The following is a 12,576-nucleotide window of genomic DNA, read 5'->3' as shown; positions in this document are numbered from 1 at the left end:
ATGTACCTATAATTTAGTTGTGCACTATTAATACATAATTAAAATATTACAAATTTTAAATGGATATAGAGATCAAAAAGTCAATAAAACCGGTAAATTATTTTGAGGCAATTGATCTATTAGAGTCTAGATTAAAAAATATTACAGCTAATAAAGAAAAAGAATTAATTTGGATTTTAGAGCATCCTGAAATTTTTACCGCAGGTACATCGTATAAAGAAAATGAAATAATTGATAAATCAATTGATCTATTAAAAACAAACAGAGGTGGAAAAATTACGTATCATGGTCCAGGTCAATTAATTTGTTATTTTGTTATTGATCTAAGAGAAAAAAAAGACATTAGAAAATTTATCACAACCATTGAAAACACAATTATTCAAAGTTTAAAGAAATATAATATTGAAACCTTTCCTGATAAAGAAAATATTGGAATATGGTATAAAGACAAAAATGAAATTAAAAAAATTGCTGCGATAGGCATTAGAGTGAGTAAGTGGATTGCATATCATGGATTTGCAATAAATGTTGATAACAACCTAGAAAATTATAAAAAAATAATACCTTGTGGAATTTCAGATAAAGGTGTTACAAATTTAAAAAAAATTTCAAATCAAGATTATTCTAACTTAAATAATGAAATTATCAAAAATTTTATTTCAAATTTGAAAAAATAAGTCTTTTTGATTTTAACAACTTTTTAAAATATTCTGGTAATAAGGCTGAATAAGTATACTTCATATCATTTATTTTAAATTTAATTTGATACGAATGCAGCATAAGATTTTTATTTATACCTTTATCTGACTTGGATAGTTTGTATTTGGTATCACCAAATATAGGATTTCCGATTGCAAGAAGTTGTTTACGTAACTGATGTTTTCTTCCAGTTATTGGTTTTAGCTCCAATAAAGATGCTTCAGAATTTTTATCTATTACCTTGAATATAGTTTTTGCTTTTTCTATTAACTTTTTATCTCCATCATATCTTATTAATTCATCATCCCAAACACCTGTGTTTTTATTTATTTCTCCTTGGCATATGGCAAGATATGTTTTATGTACTTTTCTTAATCTAAATAATGATGTTAGTAACTGTGCACTCTCTCTATTTTTTGCCATTATAAATACACCAGATGTATCTTTGTCTAATCTATGAACAGAATAAGGTTTTGTTCCTTTAAAAATTTCACTCTTTGCGAAAATATCAACTAAGTTTTTTTTAGATTTTGTACCACCTTGTACTGATATTCCTGATGCTTTATTTAATACAACAAAATTATCATTATCATCAATTATTTGATCTTCGTTTGATTTTATTATTTCTTTAGTTGGTAAAAATTTTATTTTTTTTTGTTCTACCCTGTCTTTAAATTCAATATTAAATATTTTTATTTGATCTCCTTTTTTTATTTTGTGAGAACTTTTAACTTTTTTTTTGTTAATTTTAATTTTTCCTGTCCTAAGATATTTTTCAATTAAACCTTGAGGTATTTTTCCAATATTTAATCTCATCCATCTATCAATACGCATATCATTACACGTTGAATCAACGATGTATGACTTGTTCATGATTTAGGATTTAAGCTGTAGCTTGTTTGTTTTCTTCTGTTTTTGGAGCTTCTTTTGACGTATCTTTTTTCTTCTTATCTACTCTTTTGGCCTCAACATCTCTATCTACAAATTCTATAATTGCCATTGGAGCATTATCGCCATATCTAAAACCAGCTTTAATAATTCTAGTGTAGCCACCTTTTCTATTTGAATATCTTTTTGAAAGAGTTTTTTTTACTTTATTAGCTGATTTAATATCTTGGAGTTGAGATACAAGCATCTTAGTTGTTTGTAATGTATCTTTTTTACCTAAAGTAATAATTTTGTCTGCTTGAGGTCTTAAGAACTTTGCTTTTGGTAATGTAGTTTTGATCTGTTCATATTTTATCAAAGAATTTAACATATTCTTTAATAGAGCTTTTCTATGCTCAGATGTTCTGTTTAGTTTTTTATTGGCTAAGCCGTGTCTCATTAAATTGCTTCCTCTAATTTTTTAGACATTTCTGCAATATTATCTGGTGGCCAGTTAGGTATTTCCATACCTAAATACAGAGACATTCCAGTTAGAACTTCTTTTATCTCATTTAAAGATTTTCTACCAAAATTTGGTGTTCTTAACATTTCACCTTCAGATTTTTGAACTAAATCGCCAATATAAATTATATTGTCATTTTTTAAGCAATTCATTGATCTTACAGATAGTTCTAGTTCATCAACTTTTCTTAATAAATTCTTATTAAACTCAGGTTCAGATGAAACTTCTTTTACAGGAGCTTCAACAGGCTCATCAAAATTAACAAACATTTTCAACTGGTCTTGAAAAATCCTAGCAGAGTAAGCAACAGCATCTTCTGCAGAGATTGAACCATTAGTCTCTACTTCCATTGTTAATTTATCGTAATCAAGAGCCTTACCTTCTCTTGCTGTGCTAACAGAATAAGAAACTTTTTTTACGGGGCTATACAAAGAGTCAATGGCAATTAAACCTAATGGTGGCTCCTCTGGTTTATTAAGCTCAGCTGGAACATAACCTTTTCCAGTGTTTACATTCATTTCCATATGAAAAGTAGTATTTTCATCTAAGTTACAAATTACTAACTCAGGATTTAATATTTCTACATCAGTCACAGGAGCAATGTCTGAAGCTTTTATTTCACCTGGACCTTTTGCATCTAAAACTAATTTTTTTGTACCTTCAGAATTACATTTTAAGGCTAATGATTTAACATTTAATACTATGTCTGTTACATCTTCTCTTACACCTTTAATTGATGTAAATTCATGCAAAACACCATCTATTTGAATTGAAGTAACTGCAGCTCCTCTGATTGAAGAAAGCAAAATTCTTCTTAAAGAGTTTCCTAAAGTTAATCCGTAACCTTTTTCTAAAGGCTCAGCTATAATCTTGGCATGTGTTAAGTCATCACTAATTTGAACATCTAATTTAGATGGTTTAATTAAAGATTTCCAATTTTTAACATTAACGTTTTCTACTTCCATTAAACTCTCCTTTTTTTTGGTGGTCTAGTTCCGTTGTGAGGCATAGGTGTTGTATCTTTAATTGATAAAATTTTAAAACCTCTTGCTTGTAAAGCTCTTAATGCTGTTTCTCTTCCTGAACCAGGCCCTTTTACCTCAACAGATAAAGTTTTCATTCCATACTCTAATGCTTTTGATGCTGCGGAGTCAGCTGCTATTTGAGCTGCATAGGGTGTAGATTTTCTTGATCCTTTAAATCCTTTCTGTCCAGCAGATGCCCAGGATATTACATTTCCATTTGTATCAGCAATTGAAATTATTGTGTTATTAAATGTCGACTGCACATAAGCAATTCCATTTAAAATATTTTTTTTTATCTTTTTCTTTTTTGAATAAGAACTCTTAGCACTTTTTTTAGAAGATTTTTCTACCTTCTGATCTTTATTGTCAGTTTTTTCTGTTTTTGCCATTATTATTTTTTAGTTGGTGTTAATTTCTTTCCTGCAATAGCGATTGCTTTTCCTTTTCTTGTTCTTGCATTACATCTTGTTCTTTGACCTCTTACAGGTAATTTTTTTCTATGTCTTGTTCCTCTATAACACGCAAGATCTATTAATCTTTTAATACTTAAAGAATAATCTCTTCTAAGGTCACCTTCGACTTTAAAATTTTGATCGATATATTCTCTTATTTTTAAAATTTCATCATCAGTTAGCTCGTTCACTCTTTTGGCTCTTGGAATTTCTAGAGAAGAACAAATTTGTTGTGAGAATTTATCTCCAATTCCGTAAATATATGTTAGTCCAATGTGGACAAGTTTATTTTGTGGAATGTTTATACCTGCGATACGAGCCATAATTTTTGTGATAAATTGTGCCTTTTATATAAGAAGATTAATCAAAGTCAACGTCTTAAACATTTATAAAAGTGTCTATTTTCCTTGTTATTTCGTCTATTTCTAAGCTCCCATCAATTTCCTTAAATTTAGGATTCTCTGAGTAGTAATTAAGTACTGGCTCTGTTGTGTTCATGTATGTGTCAAAACGTTTTAGAATAGTATTTGTTTCATCGTCTGATCTATTTTCAATAATTTTTCTTTTCTCTAGTCTTTTTACAACTGTATCTTTATCAACTTTGAGATACAAAATTAAATCTATCTTTTGATTTGATGCCTCGAGTAAGATATCTAAATTTTTTGCTTGGCTCAAAGATCTAGGGTATCCATCAAATATTAATCTATTTTTTTTTTGAGGGTCAGAAACTAAATTTTCAATAAGCTTATTTACAATTTCATCACTTACAAATTTACCATTTTTCATGTCATTGGTAATCATCTTACCAATATCTGAATTTTTATAAATTTCTTCTCTTAAAAGTTCGCCAGTTGAGATCTGAAATGAATTAAGTTTCTTTACTAAATATTTGGCTTGAGTACCTTTACCAGCACCAGGCGGTCCAAACAAAACTATATTCACTTACTTTCCAAATTTAGTTTTTTTAATTAATTGTTCGTATTGAGAACTCATTAATCTTGTTTGAATTTGAGTTACAGTATCAATGGCAACAACAACAACAATTAAAATAGATGCACCACCCAAATAAAAAGGAATTGGGTAATTAGCTATTAAAAATTCTGGCATTAAACATACAAGTGTCAAATATAAAGCACCTATTGTAGTAAGTTTAGTTAGAATATTTTCAATATACAAAGCTGTACTTTCACCAGGTCTAATTCCTGGAACAAACCCACCATATTTTCTTAAGTTTTCTGCTGTTTCAGTTGGGTTAAATGTAATTGAAGTATAGAAAAATGTAAAAAATATTATACCAGATGCATATAGCAACATGTACAAAGGTTGACCTTGAGTAAAATAAGAACTTAAGTTTAAAAAAGTTTCATTATTTGAAAAAGAAAAATTAGAAAAAGTGACAGGTAACAATAATAAAGCTGATGCAAAAATTGCCGGTATTACTCCTGCTTGATTAATTTTCAACGGCAAATGAGAAGACTCTCCGCCATACATTTTGTTTCCCATTTGTCGTTTTGGATAATTGATAAGAATTTTTCTTAACGCTCTCTCCATAAAAACAACAAATAAAATAGTTAATATTAAAAGAACAAAAATTGCTAAGATCATGAAAGTTGATACAGCGCCTGTTCTACCTAATTCAAAAGTTGTAACTAAAGCTCTAGGTATTTCGGCAACAATACCAGCAAAAATAATTAAAGAAATTCCATTTCCAATTCCTCTTTGAGTGATTTGTTCACCTAGCCACATAAGAAAAATTGTACCAGCAACAATAGTTGTAACTGTTGTAATTTTAAAAAATGCTCCTGGATTAATTACCAAATCTGCAGAAGATTCTAAACCTACTGATAAACCATAACCTTGAACTGTAGCGAGTAAAACTGTTCCATATCTTGTTATTTGAGTAATCTTTGCTCTACCTGTTTCTCCCTGTGCTTTTAAATTCTTAAAATAATCTGAAACCCCTGTTAACAACTGAACTATAATAGCAGATGATATGTATGGCATTATACCAAGAGCGAAAATTGCCATTCTACTAACTGCTCCTCCAGCAAAAACATTAAACATACCAAGTAACCCTTTTTGATTACCGTCCATCATGATTTTTAATTGTTCTGGATCAATTCCTGGTAAAGGAACAAATGTACCAAATCTATATACTGCAAGAATTGCTATGGTAAAAATTATTCTATTTCTTAGATCATTTGTTGAAGATGATGCACTCATTTAAACAAATTATTTTTTTAATTGAATAGATCCACCAATTTTTTCTAGTTTTTCTATTGCTGATTTTGATGCTAAGTCAGCCTCAATATTAATTTTATCTCTTAACTCTCCAGTACCTAATATTTTTAATTTTGTAGAGTTTTTGTTTATTAATTTTAATTTTTTTAGAGATGAAGAATTAAGCACTTCATTTGGATTAATATTTTTTTTATCAATATAAGACTGAATTTTTTCTAAATTTAAAATTGCTATGTTTTCTCTGGAAATTGGATTAAAGCCTCTTTTAGGTAATCTTCTATACAAAGGCATTTGACCACCTTCAAAACTTTTAATTGCTACACCAGATCTAGATTTTTGACCTTTAACACCTCTCCCCGATGTCTTACCTTTTCCAGAACCAATACCTCTTCCTACTCTAATTTTGGGTTTATTAATTTTCTGTCTTGTATTTAATGTAATCATTATCCTCTTTTTTCAATAATTTCTGATATTTTTTTATTTCTTATTGCTGAAATTTGTTTTGGTGAATTTTGTTTCATTAAAGCTTTCATGGTTGCTCTAATCACATTGTGTGCATTTGATGTGCCCATTGATTTAGCAACAATATCTTTTACACCCAATACCTCACATACTGCTCTAACTGGACCACCTGCAATAATACCTGTACCTTTTGATGCTGCTCTTAAAACTATTCTACCAGAGCCATCTTTAGCTTTCACATCATGATGAATTGTTCTTCCTTCTCTCAAAGGTATATGAGTTAATTTTCTTCTCGCCATTTCATTAGCTTTTTTTATTGCATCTGGAACCTGTTTTGCTTTAGCGTGTGCTATTCCAATTTTTCCAGCCTGATTCCCTACAACTACGAGAGCTGAAAACCCAAATCTTCTTCCACCTTTTACAACTTTTGTAATTCTGTTGATATGAACTAACTTTTCTAAAATATCGTCTGTTTTTTTGTCTTTGTTATTTTCCATAATTAAAATTCCATCCCATTTTCTCTTAACGTGTCTGCAAATGCTTTAATTCTACCATGATATTTATAAGATCCTCTATCAAAATAAATTTTTTTAATATTTTTTTCATGAGCTTTTTTTGCAAGCTTTTGGGCAACTAATTTTGAAAGCTCTGTTTTGTTAATTTTATCAGATGATTTTAAATCTTTCTCAATGGATGAAGCTGATAACAAAGTTACTTTTTTTGTATCATCAATGATTTGAGCTGAAATATTTTTGGCAGATCTTGAAATACTTAATCTAAATCTATCTTTGGGAGCAACTTTTTTTACTTTATTGCTTACTCTAAATCTTTTTCTAATACTAGTGTTTAGTTTCATTATTTTTTCTTACCTTCTTTTTTAAGAACATATTGGCCTTTTTCTCTAACACCTTTACCCTTATATGGCTCAATTTTTCTAAATGTTTTAATTTTTGATGCAACTTCACCAACTAATTGTTTGTCAGATCCAGTGATCTTAAGTGTAGTTTGTTTTTCTACAGCAATTTTAATTCCTTCTGGAATGTCAAAATCAATATCATGACTGTAGCCTAATTGTAAATTTAGCTGATTTCCTTTTAATGCTGCTCTATATCCAACACCTACAAGCTCTAATACTTTTTCGTAGCCAGTACTTGAGCCAATCACGGCATTATTAATTAAACTTCTGTTCATGCCCCAAAGTCGTTTAGAATTTTGGTCAATTTTTTTTGGTTTTATTGAAATCTCTTTTCCTTCTTTGATATCCAAATTAAACATATCCAAATCAATATTTATTGATTTCTTTCCTAATGGCCCTTCTATATTTATAATATTGCCGGCTAAAGCCACTTTAACTTTTTCAGGTATTGATATATTTATTTTTCCAATTTTAGACATTAAAATACCTTACAAATAATTTCGCCACCAACACGTTGTTTTCTGGCGTCAATATCGGTCATTACACCTTTTGGTGTAGAAACTATTGCAATACCAAGACCGTTATTAATTTTAGGTAAACCTTCGGCACTAGAAAAAATTCGTCTTCCTGGTTTAGAAACTCTTTCAAATGCACTGATAACTGGGTTACCAGAGTGATATTTAAGTTCTAAAGACAATGTTGGTTTATTATCTTCTGAGATAATTTTAAAGTCTTTTATAAAACCTTCATTTTTAAGTATATCTGCAATTTTAGATTTAAAGTTTGATGATGGCAGATCTACTTTTTTATGATTTCTCGCTTGAGCATTCTTAACTCTAGCTATCATATCTCCTATTGGGTCACTTAAACTCATAATTTTCCTTCCTACCAGCTCGACTTAACTAAGCCAGGTATTTTTCCTTGTAATCCTAATTGTCTAAGAGCAATTCTTGATATTTTTAGTTTTCTATAAACACCATGTGGTCTACCTGTTATTTCACATCTATTCATCACTCTTGTTTTAGCTGAATTTCTTGGCAATTTTGATAATTTTTGCTGTGCCTTAAATCTTTCCTCTAATGGAAGTTTTTTATCCATTATTATTTTTTTCAAATTTTGTCTTTTCTTGAACATTTTGTCTGAAAGTTTAATTCTTTTTTTGTTTTTATTTACAGCACTAAGTTTAGCCATTTTTAATTGTCTCCTTTTTTAATAAATGGAAAATTCATTTTTTCTAATAATGCAAAGCTGTGCTCTTTGTTAATTGCTTTTATAACAATAACGATGTCTAAGCCTCTAACTTTATCAGCTCTATCAAAACTAACTTCAGGAAATATGATATGTTCCTTTATGCCAAAAGTGTAATTTCCGAATTTATCAAAACCTTTAGGCGACAATCCTCTGAAATCTTTAATTCTAGGAAGGGCAATATTTACTAATCTATCTAAAAACTCATACATTTTATTTTTTCTTAAAGTTACTTTTAAGCCTGCATTAGATCCTTTTCTTGTCTTAAAATTAGCTACAGATTTTTTGAATTTAGTAGTTACAGGTTTTTGGCCTGTTATCTTAGCCATATCCTCTTCACACGATTTAAGAATTTTAGAGTCTGAACCATCTAAACCAAGACCCATATTTAAAACAATTTTCTCAATTCTTGGCGCCATGTAAATATTTTTGAAGCCAAATTGGTCTTTTAAAGCTGGTTGTATTTCTTTATTAAAAATTTCTTTTAATCTTGGAGTCATTATTTCTTAGCCTCTTTTTTCTTTTCTGCTTTTTCATCTATTAATTTTAAATTTGATAAATGAATAAAACCTTCTTTTGAAAAAATACCACCTTTTTTCTCTTTTGTTGTTTTAACGTGTTTTTTAACCATATTAATTTCTTTTACTTTGGCTCTATTATTCGCTCTGTCGATTTCGATAACTTCACCTTCTTTTTTTTTGTCTTTTCCAGTTAGCACTCTTACTTTTAGACCTTTTTTAATCATCTTATAAAACCTCCGGCGCTAATGAAATTATTTTCATTTGCCCTCTACTTCTCAATTCTCTAGTAACAGGACCAAATATTCTAGTACCAACTGGTTCACCCTTATCGTCAACTAATACTGCTGCATTATTATCAAATTTTACTTTTGATCCATCGTTTCTATGAATTCCTTTTTTAACTCTTACTACTACAGCTTTATGAACAGTTCCTTTCTTTACTTTGCCCTTAGGAATAGCCTCTTTCACAGCAATTACAATTGTATCTCCAATGCTGGCATATCTTCTCTTAGATCCACCCAATACTTTGATGCACTCTATTCTTTTTGCGCCAGTGTTGTCAGCAACTTGTAATTCTGTCTGTACACCAATCATTATTTATTATTCTCCATAACTTGAAACTTTTTATTTTTTGAAAATGGTTTGCTTTCAATAATTGAAACTTTATCGCCTGTTTTAAATGTATTATTTTCATCATGAGCATTGTAATTTTTTCTGACTCTAATGACTTTTTTCAATACAGGGTGTGAATATTTTCTCTCTACCATTACTGTAATTGTTTTATTAGGTTTGTCGCTTATCACCACTCCTGTTAATATTTTTTTAGGCATTTGATTTTCCTTTTAAAATTGTTTTCAATCTTGCAATTGTTTTTCTTGTTTCTCCAATTTTTGCAGGGTTAGTTATTTGAGAATTCATTTTTTGAAATCGAAAATTAAATAAGTCTTTTTTAAGCTTATCAATATTTTTGATAACTTCATCTTTGCTTAATTTTTTAATCTCTTGTTTTTTCATTTATGCAAATCTCTTTATTGTCTTTGTTTTTATTGGTAACTTTGCTGAAGCTTTATAAAGTGCCTCTTTGGCAATTTGTTCTGAAACACCATCAACTTCAAATAAAATTCTTCCAGGTTTTACTCTGCAAGCAAAATATTCTGGTGATCCTTTTCCTTTACCCATTCTAACTTCTATTGGTTTTTTAGAAACTGGAATATTTGGAAAAACTCTTGTCCATACTCTTCCTTGTCTTTTCATATGTCTAGTTAAAGCAACCCTAGCAGCTTCAATTTGTTTTCCAGTAACTCTTTCAGGCTGTAATGCTTTCAAGGCATATGCACCGTAATTAATAGTACTTGCTCTAGTAGCATTACCATGAATTCTTCCTTTATGAGCTTTTCTCCATTTAGTTCTTACTGGCTGAAGCATTATTGTTTACCTTCCTTTGGAGTGACTTTGTTTGTTTCCTGGCTAAATTCTCTTGCAAAAACTTCACCTTTATAGATCCAAACCTTAATTCCAATAATTCCATATGTTGTAAGAGCTTCTGCTTCTGCATAATCTATATCTGCTCTTAAAGTGTGTGATGGTATACTACCATCTCTTAACCATTCAGTTCTAGCGATTTCATTACCGCCTAATCTTCCACTTACTGAAACTTTAATCCCTTTTGCACCTAGTCTAATACATGATTGCATAGCTCTCTTCATGGCTCTTCTGTATGAAATTCTTTTTACTAACTGTTGTGCAATGTTTTCAGCAACTAAATATGCATTTGTTTCAGGTTTTTTAACCTCTTTGATATTTAAGTTCACTTCATTTGTCGTAAATTTTGATAAGTTATTTTTAATTTTATCAATATCACTACCTTTTTTACCAATTACAAATCCAGGTCTAGATGTGTAAATTGTAACGTAGCATTTGTTTGATGTTCTCTCTATCATCACTTTAGATACACCTGAATTAATTACATTTTTCTTGATGTATTCTCTTATTTTAAAATCTTCAATTAGATAGTTGCCAAAATCTTTTTTCTTAGCATACCAAACAGAGTCCCAACCTCTGTTTACACCTAATCTAAAACCTACAGGATTAACCTTTTGTCCCATGTTTCTCCATTTGTTTTTCCTCTGATAAAATTATAGTTACTGTTGACCAAGGTTTTAAAATTGGTGCCGCTCTACCTTTTGCTCTTGGTCTAAATCTTTTCATAACAATTTTTTTTCCACAATACGCTTCTTTGACAATTAAATTGTCAATATCATATTGAAAGTTATTTTCAGCGTTTGCAACAGCTGAGCTAATTGTCTTTCTAATATCTCTTGTAACTCTTTTTTCTGAAAACTGCAGGTCTCTAATAGCTGCATCAACCTTTTTACCAACAATACTTTTTAAAATTGGATTAATCTTTCTTACGCTTGATCTAATTCCATTGTTTATAGACTTTACAGTCTTATCATTGTTTTTATCAATTTTCTTTTTCTTACCCATAATTATTTTTTCTCTGCTGGTTTAGCTTTCTTATCAGCTGGTGTGTGTCCAAAGAAAGTTCTTGTTGGCGCAAACTCTCCTAATTTATGACCAACCATATCTTCTGATACTGTTATTGGAATAAATTTTTTACCATTATATATTTGAAAAGCTACCCCTACAAAATCTGGAAGAATAGTAGATTTTCTAGACCAAGTTTTAATTGGAATTTTCTTAGGATCATCTTTGTACTTGTCTACTTTTTTCATCAAGCTTTCTTCAACAAATGGTCCTTTCCATACAGCTCTAGCCATTACTTAGTATCCTTCCTTTTATTTCTTCTCTTAACTATAAATTTATCTGTTCTCTTATTATCTCTAGTCTTTAAACCTTTTGCTGATTGTCCTGTTGGAGACACCGGATGTCTTCCGCCGGCTGACTTACCTTCACCACCTCCATGAGGGTGATCTACTGGGTTTTTAACAACACCTCTAGTATGAGGTCTTCTTCCCAACCATCTTGATCTACCAGCTTTACCAATTTTAATATTTTTTTGATCAGGATTACTTAATATTCCAATAGTAGCTAAAGCCCTTGAGTCTATTTTACGTACTTCCCCTGATGCTAATTTAATTAAACTATAATTTCCATCTAATCCACTAATCGTAACTGAAGAACCAGCTGCTCTAGCTATTTTACCGCCACCACCTGGTTGAATTTCAACGTTATGAATATTGATACCAACTGGTATATCTTGTAACGGCATGCAATTTCCAATTTTAATCTCTTTTTTTGATCCACTCTCAATCTTATCACCAACTTTAATTTTTTGAGGAGCTAAAAAATATGAATGTGTTCCATCTTCAAATTTAACCAACATTATGTAGCAAGATCTATTCGGATCATATTCTATTCTTTCAACAGTAGCCTCCATGTCGAATTTTTTTCTATAAAAATCAACATGTCTATACATTTTCTTATGGCCACCTGCTCTGTTAATTGAAGTGATGTGTCCATTATTATTTCTTCCCTTCATAGCATTTTTTGGAGAAACAAGAGTTTTAAAAGGTTTACCTTTCCATAGACCTGTTCTATCTACTAAAATAGTACCTCTCGTAGATTTTGTGTATGGTTTAAAAGTTTTTAATGCCATTTA

At 30.0% G+C, this 12,576-nt stretch carries 24 protein-coding genes; 1 reads left to right on the top strand and 23 read right to left on the bottom strand.

The features are described 5' to 3' along the window. Positions 1 to 59 precede the first annotated feature (59 nt). Entirely contained in the window at positions 60 to 677 is a 618-nt protein-coding gene (lipB, locus tag ACTTAS_RS02270; protein ID WP_440678184.1) for a lipoyl(octanoyl) transferase LipB, read from the top strand. Here lipB and ACTTAS_RS02265 read toward each other — a convergent pair. Genes ACTTAS_RS02265 through rplB form a run of 23 tightly spaced genes read right to left on the bottom strand, consistent with a single transcriptional unit; the run spans position 655 to position 12,573 of the window. Further along, positions 655 to 1,572, bottom strand: a complete 918-nt coding sequence (locus ACTTAS_RS02265) for an RluA family pseudouridine synthase (RefSeq protein ID WP_440678183.1) — start codon at positions 1,570 to 1,572, stop codon at positions 655 to 657. The two genes, lipB and ACTTAS_RS02265, sit on opposite strands and share 23 nt — an antisense overlap. Before the next feature lie 10 nt (positions 1,573 to 1,582). Beyond that, positions 1,583 to 2,026, bottom strand: a complete 444-nt coding sequence (rplQ, locus tag ACTTAS_RS02260) for a 50S ribosomal protein L17 (RefSeq protein ID WP_262589113.1) — start codon at positions 2,024 to 2,026, stop codon at positions 1,583 to 1,585. Beyond that, positions 2,026 to 3,054 carry a DNA-directed RNA polymerase subunit alpha gene (locus tag ACTTAS_RS02255; RefSeq protein ID WP_075506787.1) on the bottom strand — a complete coding sequence of 343 codons (1,029 nt, stop codon included), beginning with the start codon at positions 3,052 to 3,054 and terminating at the stop codon, positions 2,026 to 2,028. Before ACTTAS_RS02255 ends, rplQ begins: the two co-directional genes overlap by 1 nt. Continuing rightward, positions 3,054 to 3,503, bottom strand: coding sequence for a 30S ribosomal protein S11 (gene rpsK / locus ACTTAS_RS02250; protein ID WP_075506788.1), 450 nt, complete (start codon positions 3,501 to 3,503; stop codon positions 3,054 to 3,056). The genes ACTTAS_RS02255 and rpsK overlap by 1 nt, the downstream gene beginning before the upstream one ends. 2 nt (positions 3,504 to 3,505) lie before the next feature. Then, a complete protein-coding gene (rpsM, locus tag ACTTAS_RS02245; protein ID WP_075506789.1) occupies positions 3,506 to 3,889 on the bottom strand; it encodes a 30S ribosomal protein S13 in 384 nt (127 codons plus the stop codon). 55 nt (positions 3,890 to 3,944) lie between these two features. Next, the gene (locus ACTTAS_RS02240) at positions 3,945 to 4,508 is read right to left on the bottom strand and encodes an adenylate kinase (RefSeq protein WP_440656745.1); all 564 of its coding nucleotides are present in this window, start codon (positions 4,506 to 4,508) and stop codon (positions 3,945 to 3,947) included. Next, on the bottom strand, positions 4,509 to 5,789 hold the full coding sequence (gene secY / locus ACTTAS_RS02235) for a preprotein translocase subunit SecY (protein WP_075506791.1): 1,281 nt from the start codon (positions 5,787 to 5,789) through the stop codon (positions 4,509 to 4,511). Positions 5,790 to 5,798: 9 nt separating this feature from the next. Further along, on the bottom strand, positions 5,799 to 6,251 hold the full coding sequence (gene rplO, locus ACTTAS_RS02230) for a 50S ribosomal protein L15 (RefSeq protein WP_440678182.1): 453 nt from the start codon (positions 6,249 to 6,251) through the stop codon (positions 5,799 to 5,801). Beyond that, entirely contained in the window at positions 6,251 to 6,766 is a 516-nt protein-coding gene (rpsE, locus tag ACTTAS_RS02225) for a 30S ribosomal protein S5 (RefSeq protein WP_075506793.1), read from the bottom strand. Before rpsE ends, rplO begins: the two co-directional genes overlap by 1 nt. Before the next feature lie 2 nt (positions 6,767 to 6,768). Continuing rightward, positions 6,769 to 7,128: a 50S ribosomal protein L18 gene (gene rplR / locus ACTTAS_RS02220; RefSeq protein WP_440678986.1), complete on the bottom strand. Its 360-nt coding sequence runs from the start codon at positions 7,126 to 7,128 to the stop codon at positions 6,769 to 6,771. Next, positions 7,125 to 7,664, bottom strand: coding sequence for a 50S ribosomal protein L6 (rplF, locus tag ACTTAS_RS02215; RefSeq protein ID WP_262589108.1), 540 nt, complete (start codon positions 7,662 to 7,664; stop codon positions 7,125 to 7,127). Before rplF ends, rplR begins: the two co-directional genes overlap by 4 nt. Beyond that, the gene (rpsH, locus tag ACTTAS_RS02210; protein WP_440618343.1) at positions 7,664 to 8,059 is read right to left on the bottom strand and encodes a 30S ribosomal protein S8; all 396 of its coding nucleotides are present in this window, start codon (positions 8,057 to 8,059) and stop codon (positions 7,664 to 7,666) included. Before rpsH ends, rplF begins: the two co-directional genes overlap by 1 nt. An 11-nt stretch (positions 8,060 to 8,070) precedes the next feature. Then, positions 8,071 to 8,376: a 30S ribosomal protein S14 gene (rpsN, locus tag ACTTAS_RS02205; RefSeq protein WP_075506797.1), complete on the bottom strand. Its 306-nt coding sequence runs from the start codon at positions 8,374 to 8,376 to the stop codon at positions 8,071 to 8,073. Positions 8,377 to 8,378: 2 nt separating this feature from the next. After that, positions 8,379 to 8,933, bottom strand: coding sequence for a 50S ribosomal protein L5 (gene rplE / locus ACTTAS_RS02200; protein WP_262589106.1), 555 nt, complete (start codon positions 8,931 to 8,933; stop codon positions 8,379 to 8,381). Beyond that, positions 8,933 to 9,178 carry a 50S ribosomal protein L24 gene (gene rplX, locus ACTTAS_RS02195; RefSeq protein ID WP_262589105.1) on the bottom strand — a complete coding sequence of 82 codons (246 nt, stop codon included), beginning with the start codon at positions 9,176 to 9,178 and terminating at the stop codon, positions 8,933 to 8,935. Before rplX ends, rplE begins: the two co-directional genes overlap by 1 nt. 1 nt (position 9,179) lies before the next feature. Next, positions 9,180 to 9,548, bottom strand: a complete 369-nt coding sequence (rplN, locus tag ACTTAS_RS02190; RefSeq protein ID WP_008544079.1) for a 50S ribosomal protein L14 — start codon at positions 9,546 to 9,548, stop codon at positions 9,180 to 9,182. Further along, positions 9,548 to 9,784 carry a 30S ribosomal protein S17 gene (rpsQ, locus tag ACTTAS_RS02185; protein WP_428080011.1) on the bottom strand — a complete coding sequence of 79 codons (237 nt, stop codon included), beginning with the start codon at positions 9,782 to 9,784 and terminating at the stop codon, positions 9,548 to 9,550. The genes rplN and rpsQ overlap by 1 nt, the downstream gene beginning before the upstream one ends. Continuing rightward, entirely contained in the window at positions 9,777 to 9,968 is a 192-nt protein-coding gene (rpmC, locus tag ACTTAS_RS02180) for a 50S ribosomal protein L29 (RefSeq protein ID WP_075506802.1), read from the bottom strand. The genes rpsQ and rpmC overlap by 8 nt, the downstream gene beginning before the upstream one ends. Beyond that, positions 9,969 to 10,379: a 50S ribosomal protein L16 gene (rplP, locus tag ACTTAS_RS02175; protein WP_075506803.1), complete on the bottom strand. Its 411-nt coding sequence runs from the start codon at positions 10,377 to 10,379 to the stop codon at positions 9,969 to 9,971. Further along, positions 10,379 to 11,059: a 30S ribosomal protein S3 gene (rpsC, locus tag ACTTAS_RS02170; protein ID WP_075506804.1), complete on the bottom strand. Its 681-nt coding sequence runs from the start codon at positions 11,057 to 11,059 to the stop codon at positions 10,379 to 10,381. The genes rplP and rpsC overlap by 1 nt, the downstream gene beginning before the upstream one ends. Next, positions 11,043 to 11,441, bottom strand: coding sequence for a 50S ribosomal protein L22 (gene rplV, locus ACTTAS_RS02165; protein ID WP_440678181.1), 399 nt, complete (start codon positions 11,439 to 11,441; stop codon positions 11,043 to 11,045). The genes rpsC and rplV overlap by 17 nt, the downstream gene beginning before the upstream one ends. A 2-nt stretch (positions 11,442 to 11,443) precedes the next feature. Then, positions 11,444 to 11,734, bottom strand: a complete 291-nt coding sequence (gene rpsS, locus ACTTAS_RS02160) for a 30S ribosomal protein S19 (protein ID WP_075506806.1) — start codon at positions 11,732 to 11,734, stop codon at positions 11,444 to 11,446. Further along, entirely contained in the window at positions 11,734 to 12,573 is an 840-nt protein-coding gene (gene rplB / locus ACTTAS_RS02155; protein ID WP_075506807.1) for a 50S ribosomal protein L2, read from the bottom strand. The genes rpsS and rplB overlap by 1 nt, the downstream gene beginning before the upstream one ends. Positions 12,574 to 12,576: the final 3 nt, after the last annotated feature.

The sequence above is a fragment of the Candidatus Pelagibacter sp. HIMB1611 genome, assembly GCF_052047715.1.
Lineage (GTDB): Bacteria > Pseudomonadota > Alphaproteobacteria > Pelagibacterales > Pelagibacteraceae > Pelagibacter.
Note: the sequence above shows the minus strand (reverse complement) of the source record. Positions and strands in the feature narration are given on the sequence as shown.

Coding starts and splice junctions, on each gene's coding strand:
- lipB (WP_440678184.1), top strand. CDS start 60: ATGGATATAGAGATCAAAAAGTCAATAAAACCGGTAAATTATTTTGAG.
- ACTTAS_RS02265 (WP_440678183.1), bottom strand. CDS start 1,572: ATGAACAAGTCATACATCGTTGATTCAACGTGTAATGATATGCGTATT.
- rplQ (WP_262589113.1), bottom strand. CDS start 2,026: ATGAGACACGGCTTAGCCAATAAAAAACTAAACAGAACATCTGAGCAT.
- ACTTAS_RS02255 (WP_075506787.1), bottom strand. CDS start 3,054: ATGGAAGTAGAAAACGTTAATGTTAAAAATTGGAAATCTTTAATTAAA.
- rpsK (WP_075506788.1), bottom strand. CDS start 3,503: ATGGCAAAAACAGAAAAAACTGACAATAAAGATCAGAAGGTAGAAAAA.
- rpsM (WP_075506789.1), bottom strand. CDS start 3,889: ATGGCTCGTATCGCAGGTATAAACATTCCACAAAATAAACTTGTCCAC.
- secY (WP_075506791.1), bottom strand. CDS start 5,789: ATGAGTGCATCATCTTCAACAAATGATCTAAGAAATAGAATAATTTTT.
- rplO (WP_440678182.1), bottom strand. CDS start 6,251: ATGATTACATTAAATACAAGACAGAAAATTAATAAACCCAAAATTAGA.
- rpsE (WP_075506793.1), bottom strand. CDS start 6,766: ATGGAAAATAACAAAGACAAAAAAACAGACGATATTTTAGAAAAGTTA.
- rplF (WP_262589108.1), bottom strand. CDS start 7,664: ATGTCTAAAATTGGAAAAATAAATATATCAATACCTGAAAAAGTTAAA.
- rpsH (WP_440618343.1), bottom strand. CDS start 8,059: ATGAGTTTAAGTGACCCAATAGGAGATATGATAGCTAGAGTTAAGAAT.
- rpsN (WP_075506797.1), bottom strand. CDS start 8,376: ATGGCTAAACTTAGTGCTGTAAATAAAAACAAAAAAAGAATTAAACTT.
- rplE (WP_262589106.1), bottom strand. CDS start 8,933: ATGACTCCAAGATTAAAAGAAATTTTTAATAAAGAAATACAACCAGCT.
- rplX (WP_262589105.1), bottom strand. CDS start 9,178: ATGATTAAAAAAGGTCTAAAAGTAAGAGTGCTAACTGGAAAAGACAAA.
- rplN (WP_008544079.1), bottom strand. CDS start 9,548: ATGATTGGTGTACAGACAGAATTACAAGTTGCTGACAACACTGGCGCA.
- rpsQ (WP_428080011.1), bottom strand. CDS start 9,784: ATGCCTAAAAAAATATTAACAGGAGTGGTGATAAGCGACAAACCTAAT.
- rpmC (WP_075506802.1), bottom strand. CDS start 9,968: ATGAAAAAACAAGAGATTAAAAAATTAAGCAAAGATGAAGTTATCAAA.
- rplP (WP_075506803.1), bottom strand. CDS start 10,379: ATGCTTCAGCCAGTAAGAACTAAATGGAGAAAAGCTCATAAAGGAAGA.
- rpsC (WP_075506804.1), bottom strand. CDS start 11,059: ATGGGACAAAAGGTTAATCCTGTAGGTTTTAGATTAGGTGTAAACAGA.
- rplV (WP_440678181.1), bottom strand. CDS start 11,441: ATGGGTAAGAAAAAGAAAATTGATAAAAACAATGATAAGACTGTAAAG.
- rpsS (WP_075506806.1), bottom strand. CDS start 11,734: ATGGCTAGAGCTGTATGGAAAGGACCATTTGTTGAAGAAAGCTTGATG.
- rplB (WP_075506807.1), bottom strand. CDS start 12,573: ATGGCATTAAAAACTTTTAAACCATACACAAAATCTACGAGAGGTACT.